Here is a 7,118-nt window from a genome sequence, read left to right on the forward strand (position 1 = left end):
ATGATTTTAAATAATTTAAAAGTAATAAAATTGATATTATCCAATATTGGTTCCATTAGGAATTGTAGCATCTTTTTTAATTACAACGATACCATCTTTAACCATATATGTATCTGTTTCAATATCATCTATATGTGTACCTCCATTAATTCTTACATCATCTCCAATTCTACAGTTTTTATCTACAATACAATTATGAATGTAGCATCTGTCTCCAATTCCCATCATAATTTTAATGTCATTTTGAGCAACTTCTTCTAAAGATTCGTATGAATCATTACCCATCATATAAGTATTAGAAATTAGTGAGTTTTTACCAATTCTAGAACGAATTCCAATTACAGATCTTTCAATTTTTTCAGCTTGTATTAAACAACCATCACCAATTACAGCTCTATTTAATATTGAACCTGCTATTTTAGAAGTAGGTAATATTCTTGCTCTTGTATATATACCTTTTGCATCGTATAAATTAAATTGAGGTACATCATCTGTTAAACCTAAATTTGCTTCAAAGAAAGAATCAATTGTACCTATGTCTTCCCAATAACCTTCATATTGGTAACTTAGAGTTTTGTGTTGGTTAATAGCTTTCGGAATAATTTCTCCACCAAAATCATTGGTGTCTGGGTTTTCCATTAATTTTATTAATAAGTCTCTATTAAATATATAGATTCCCATTGATGCTAAATAATCTCTATTTTGAGATTTCATTTCTTCACCAACATCAGATGTCCAATCTGGTAATAATTCTGCTCCAGGTTTTTCAATAAAAGAAGTAATTATATTTTCTTCATTAGTTTTTAATAAACCAAAAGATGTAGCATCTTTAGCGTTTACAGGATATGTAGCAATAGATATTTCTGCACCACTTTCTTCGTGTTTTTTAATCATATCATTAAAATCCATTTGATATAATTGGTCTCCAGAAAGAATTAAAGCATATTCAAAGTCGTTTGCTAAAAAATGTTGCATACTTTGTCTTACAGCATCTGCAGTTCCTTGAAACCATTTATCGCTATGAATTGTTTGTTCTGCAGCTAATACATCTACAAAAGCAGAACTAAAAAAGCTAAAATGATATGTGTTTTTAATGTGTGCATTTAAAGAGGCAGAATTAAACTGAGTTAATACATACATTCTTTTTATATCTGAATTAATACAATTAGAAATAGGTATATCTACTAATCTATATTTACCAGCAATAGGTACAGCAGGTTTAGATCTATCTTTTGTTAAAGGGTATAACCTAGAACCTTGTCCACCACCTAAAATTATTCCTAATACTTTATCATTTATCATTGCTTTATATTTTTACAGATTTATATAATTCTTCTACTTGTTTTGCTATTGATATCCAGTCGAAATATTCTTCAACTCTTTTTCTACCTTTTTTAGCCATTGATTTTTTTAACTCAGGATCATTAATAACTTTATTAACTCCATCAGCTAAATCTCGTGCAAATTTATCTGGATTAACAGGTTCAAAAGGAGCAGAGTCTTGTTGTTCTACAGGTATTAGTAAACCTGTTTCTCCATGAACAACTACTTCTTTAATGCCTCCAACAGCACTAGCAACAACAGCTGTATCACAAGCCATGGCTTCTATGTTTATAATTCCAAAAGGTTCATATATTGATGGACAACAAAAAACATCAGCATGAGAATATAACTGAATTATTTCTTCTTTGGTTACCATCTTATCAATCCAGATTACGTTTTTACGTGTTTTTTTTACTTCGTTAACAGCATCTTCCATTTCTTTTCCAATTTCTGGAGTATCTGGTGCACCTGCACAAAGCACAATTTGTGTATCTGGATCTATATATTTTATTGCGTTAACTAAGTGTATAATTCCTTTTTGTCTAGTAATTCTACCAACAAAAAGTACATAAGGTTTATTTTTGTCTACTCCATATTCATCTAAAGTAGAAGTTTCTGTAGTAGTTACATATTGTTGTAGGTTTATTCCGTTGTAAATTACTTTTACTTTACTTTCGTCTACATTAAAATGTTTTAAAACATCTTCTTTAGTTTCTTCTGAAACAGCAATTAAGGCATCAGCCATTTCAATTGCAGTTTTTTCTATCCAAGAAGAAGCATCATAACCACGTCCTAATTGTTCTCTTTTCCAAGGTCTAAGAGGTTCTAAAGAATGGGTTGTAATTACTAAAGGAATTCCATAACAAAGTTTAGCAACAATACCTGCAAAATGAGAATACCAAGTATGACAATGTACAACATCAGCATCAATTGGTTCTGCATTCATATGCAAGCCAGTGCTTAAAGTTTTAAATATTGCTTTAAGTTTATCGTCAGAATTTTCAAACACAGGGTTTTCGTATGGATATCCTTTTACAGTAGGATTGCTATTAGTTTCGTCCTGATCTCCAAAACAGCGAACATCAACTTTAATAAGTTTTGCTAGTTCTGCTGCAAGATATTCTACATGAACACCTGCACCACCATATACATAAGGGGGGAATTCTCTAGTATAAAAAAGGGCTTTCATAAATTTTTAGTAATTAAGTTTCTTAGTTGTTTTTAGAATCAAAAGGTAAGAAAATACTATTTAATCTACTAAAAAAGAAGCGTCATTTATTTATGAATAGTCATTATTATGAAACTCTTAATAATAAGATGTAATCTTGTATTTTATTGCAAAATTATCACTAGAAATCAAATTATATCTTTTATATTTTATCATTTTATAGATAAAATTTAACTATTTCTTTGTTTGTTGATTTCATCTTGTAGTTGTCTTCGAAGTTTTTGTTCTCTTTCTAAAGACTTTTTTCGATGAATTTCAAACTCTTGTTCAACGTCAATTAAATTATTTTGAGCTTCTTTTGTTAAGATATTACTTCTAAAAAATTTAAATATAAAATAAGCTAATGCTAAAATAAGTGCGGTTATGATGCTCCAAAGAATTATGTTATAAGTTGTTTTGTTTAATTGTATTCCAAATAAAGCTATAGATTCTTCTTTTTTTATAGCTTCAGATAATGCTACTTGAGTATTAGAAAGATTTTTTTTAACTTCTTTTATGTTTGCTATTTCAGTTTTTAATAACTGATCTTTTGTGTTAAATGCTTTTTTAGAAGATTTTAAAGAGTCTAAAACATTTAGTTTTAGTTTTTGATATCTTTCTTTACTAATTACCTTGTAAACTTGATATGATGTAGATGTTCTATAAATTTTGTCAAATTGACTTTCTATTGAGTTAGATTCTGTAATTGTTTCTTGAGAAAAAACTGAAATTGAAAAAGAGAAAAATAATAATGCTAAGAGTTGTAATTTCATTTTATAATTTATATTAGGGGTTTAAAAATATAAAAGTAATAAAAAAACCCAAACTAAAAGTTTGGGTTTTAAATATAAGCAAGTATTTATAATTTATTTTATTTTTTCTACAACTGCCTTAAAAGCGTCTGGGTTGTTTACAGCTAAATCTGCTAAAACCTTACGGTTTAATTCAATGTTATTAGCTTTCACTTTTCCCATAAACTGAGAGTAAGACATTCCGTGTAAACGAGCTGCAGCGTTAATACGTACAATCCATAAAGAACGGAAGTTTCTCTTATTGTTTTTACGGTCTCTATATGCATAAAGCATACCTTTTTCAACCGCATTTTTTGCTACTGTATAAACGTTTTTTCTACGTCCAAAGTAACCTTTTGCTGCCTTCAAGATTTTTTTTCTTCTATTTCTTGAGGCTACTGAATTTACTGATCTTGGCATAATTTCAATGTTTTTTGTAGTAGGCGATTCATTTAAGAATACTTTTTGTTTTTTTGCCTAACTCCATGGTTAATAATTAAATTCCCTAGTTTAAACTTATTTTAAGTTTAATTGTTGCTTAATGTTAGCCTCGTCAGATTTATGTACTAAACCATCATGAGTTAACTTTAATTTACGTTTTTTAGACTTCTTTGTTAAGATGTGACTTTTAAACGCGTGCTTTCTTTTTAATTTTCCAGTACCAGTAACTTTAAATCGTTTTTTGGCGCTAGATTTGGTTTTCATTTTAGGCATCTCTCCTTCGTTTTTAACTTGCTTAATATCTTTAAAATTCTAAATTAGAATTTATTTTACTTTTTTTGGAGCAATAAACATAATCATACGTTTACCTTCTAATTTTGGTAATTGCTCAACTTTACCATACTCTTCTAGTTCTTGTGCTAATTTTAATAACAAAATTTGTCCTTGCTCTTTAAATATGATAGAACGTCCTTTAAAGAAAACAAAAGCTTTTAATTTAGCTCCATCTTGTAAAAACTTAATGGCATGTTTCTTTTTAAACTCATAATCATGTTCATCAGTTTGAGGTCCAAAACGAATTTCTTTAATAGTAACCTTTGTTGCCTTAGATTTTAAAGCTTTTTCACGTTTCTTTTGCTCATACAAGAATTTCTTGTAATCAATAATTTTACAAACAGGTGGTTTTGCTTTTGGTGAAATTTCTACCAAATCCAATTCCTGTTCTCTGGCCATTTCTCTAGCTTTAGCTAAAGGATAAACACCAACTTCTACATTTTCGCCTACAAGACGAACTTCGTCAACATATCTTATTTTCTCATTAATTCTATGTTGATCTTCTTTGATTACTCTTAATGGCCTTCTTGACCTGCTTCTACGAATTGCTATGACTTATAAATTTTAAGTTTAACTTGTGGTTGTTTTTCAACCTTTTATTTTATTTGATGAAATTCAAAAATAATTAAAATTTCTTCAATGTTTTGTCTTCTTCTGTTTTTATTAAAGAAATAAATTCTTCAATAGTATATGTACCTAAGTCTCCTTCTCCATGTTTCCTTACAGATACTGTGCCATCTTGTTCTTCTTTTTCACCTACAATTACCATAAAAGGTATTTTGTTAACTTCAGCATCTCTAATTTTACGACCAGTTTTTTCACTTCGGTTGTCTACGAGGGCGCGAATTTCGGAATTTTCTAACGATTCTAAAACTTTTTCTGAATATTTTTGATATTTATCACTGATTGGCAATAAGATAACTTGATCTGGAGTTAACCAAAGAGGGAATTTTCCTCCTGTATGTTCTAGTAAAACTGCAATAAAACGTTCCATAGAACCAAATGGAGCTCTATGTATCATTACTGGTCTGTGTTGTTGGTTGTCTGAACCTTTATAAGTTAAGTCAAAACGTTTAGGTAAATTGTAATCAACCTGAATTGTTCCAAGTTGCCAACTTCTACCTAAAGCATCTTTTACCATGAAATCTAATTTAGGTCCATAAAATGCAGCTTCTCCTTCTTCTATAACATATTCTAAACCTTTGTCTGAAGCAGCACTTATAATTGCGTTTTCTGCAATTTCCCAAGTTTCTACATCACCTATATATTTATCAGGATTACTTTTATCTCTAATTGATACTTGAGCAGTAAAATCTTCAAAACCTAAAGAGCCGAAAACGTAAAGTACTAAATCTATTACTTCTTTAAACTCTTGGTCTAATTGTTCTGGAGTACAAAATATATGAGCGTCATCTTGTGTAAATCCTCTAACACGAGTTAATCCGTGTAATTCTCCACTTTGTTCATATCTATATACAGTACCAAATTCAGCAAAACGTTTTGGTAAATCTTTATAAGAATAAGGTTTAAAATTATAAACTTCACAATGATGAGGGCAGTTCATAGGTTTTAGTAAAAACTCTTCATCCATTTTAGGAGTCTTTATTGCTTGGAAACTGTCTTCTCCATATTTTTCATAATGACCAGAAGTTACATAAAGGTCTTTTTGCCCTATATGAGGTGTCATTACCATTTCATATCCGGCTTTTTTCTGAGCTGCTTTTAAAAAATCTTCTAAACGTGCTCTTAAAGCAGCACCTTTTGGTAACCATAAAGGTAATCCTGCACCTACTTTTTGAGAAAAAGTAAATAGCTCTAATTCTTTACCAAGTTTTCTATGGTCTCTTTTTTTAGCTTCTTCTAATAAGGCTAAATATTCTGTTAACATTTTTTGTTTAGGGAAGCTAATTCCATAAACACGTGTTAATTGGTTGTTTTTTTCATCACCTCTCCAATAAGCACCTGCAACACTCATTATTTTAATGGCTTTTATTATTCCTGTGTTAGGAATATGGCCTCCTCTACATAAGTCTGTAAAATTACTGTGATCACAAAATGTAATGTCTCCATCAGTTAAGTTTTCAATTAACTCAACTTTATATTCATTATTTTCTGCTTTGTATAAAGATAGAGCATCTGCTTTAGAAACAGAGCGAAGAGAGAACTCATGCTTTCCACGAGCAATTTCTAGAAATTTAGCTTCTATTTGTTTAAAATCTTTGTCAGAAATAACATTGTCTCCCAAGTCTATGTCATAATAAAACCCGTTTTCAATAGCAGGTCCTATAGTTAGCTTTGCTTTTGGGTGAAAACTTAAAATAGCTTCTGCTAAAACGTGTGCAGATGAATGCCAAAAAGCTTTTTTTCCTCCTTCATCATTAAATGTGTATAAAATTAACGAACCATCTGTGGTTAAAGGAGTGGTTGTTTCAACTGTTACGCCATTAAAGTTTGCAGATATTACGTTTCTAGCAAATCCTTCACTAATGCTTTTGGCAACATCCATTGGAGTACTGTTATTGATAAACTCCTTAATAGTTCCGTCTGGTAAAGTAATTTTAATCATTTAATATTTAATATTTGTGGCTGCAAAGATATTAGAAAACAATTTTTCACACAATATATATATGTACTTATTAAATTACTTTCAATTTGTTGTCTTTTTATAGTTGATAAAACATAAAAACTGTATTGTTGTTTAATGTTTCTTTATAAAGCCTCAATTCATTATGAATTGAGGCTTTTTTATTTATTAATTTGATAGTTAATTGAAATATAATAGTTTATTTTTCAATTAAAGTATTCTTTTAGATGGAGTTAGTGATTTTTGTGAATAATTTTCAAAAAAAAGCAACTAAAGATAGTTGTTATATTAGAAAGAGGTGGTATATTTGCACCCGCTAACGGAAATAGTGTTGGTTTAGTTCATTTTTTTAGGGTGTTTTAGTAAGGGTATAAAAAAAGTTATTTTTTTTCTTGTCAGAATAGAAATAGTTTGTATGTTTGCAGCCGCTAAGAAATAC

General features: G+C 29.4%; 7 protein-coding genes. All 7 read right to left on the reverse strand.

The annotated features are described in order from the left end of the window. Positions 1–36: 36 nt before the first annotated feature. The 7 genes from MPF13_RS12755 to thrS all read right to left on the reverse strand — a co-directional run bounded on the left by MPF13_RS12755 (position 37) and on the right by thrS (position 6,661). Positions 37–1,302: a glucose-1-phosphate adenylyltransferase gene (locus tag MPF13_RS12755; protein ID WP_249983069.1), complete on the reverse strand. Its 1,266-nt coding sequence runs from the start codon at positions 1,300–1,302 to the stop codon at positions 37–39. A 4-nt stretch (positions 1,303–1,306) separates the two neighbouring features. Beyond that, on the reverse strand, positions 1,307–2,512 hold the full coding sequence (gene glgA / locus MPF13_RS12760; protein ID WP_249983071.1) for a glycogen synthase: 1,206 nt from the start codon (positions 2,510–2,512) through the stop codon (positions 1,307–1,309). Between the two features lie 209 nt (positions 2,513–2,721). After that, positions 2,722–3,303 (reverse strand): hypothetical protein, encoded by a 582-nt coding sequence (locus MPF13_RS12765; protein ID WP_249983073.1) that lies wholly within the window; start codon positions 3,301–3,303, stop codon positions 2,722–2,724. Between the two features lie 93 nt (positions 3,304–3,396). Continuing rightward, positions 3,397–3,741: a 50S ribosomal protein L20 gene (gene rplT / locus MPF13_RS12770; protein WP_249983075.1), complete on the reverse strand. Its 345-nt coding sequence runs from the start codon at positions 3,739–3,741 to the stop codon at positions 3,397–3,399. Between the two features lie 96 nt (positions 3,742–3,837). Then, complete coding sequence (rpmI, locus tag MPF13_RS12775; protein WP_249983077.1) at positions 3,838–4,035, reverse strand: 50S ribosomal protein L35; 198 nt, start codon at positions 4,033–4,035, stop codon at positions 3,838–3,840. A gap of 51 nt (positions 4,036–4,086) precedes the next feature. Further along, the gene (infC, locus tag MPF13_RS12780) at positions 4,087–4,605 is read right to left on the reverse strand and encodes a translation initiation factor IF-3 (protein ID WP_298884647.1); all 519 of its coding nucleotides are present in this window, start codon (positions 4,603–4,605) and stop codon (positions 4,087–4,089) included. 115 nt (positions 4,606–4,720) lie between these two features. After that, a complete protein-coding gene (gene thrS / locus MPF13_RS12785) occupies positions 4,721–6,661 on the reverse strand; it encodes a threonine--tRNA ligase (protein WP_249983080.1) in 1,941 nt (646 codons plus the stop codon). Positions 6,662–7,118: the final 457 nt, after the last annotated feature.

The sequence above is a fragment of the Polaribacter sp. Z022 genome, from assembly GCF_023555495.1.
GTDB lineage: Bacteria > Bacteroidota > Bacteroidia > Flavobacteriales > Flavobacteriaceae > Polaribacter.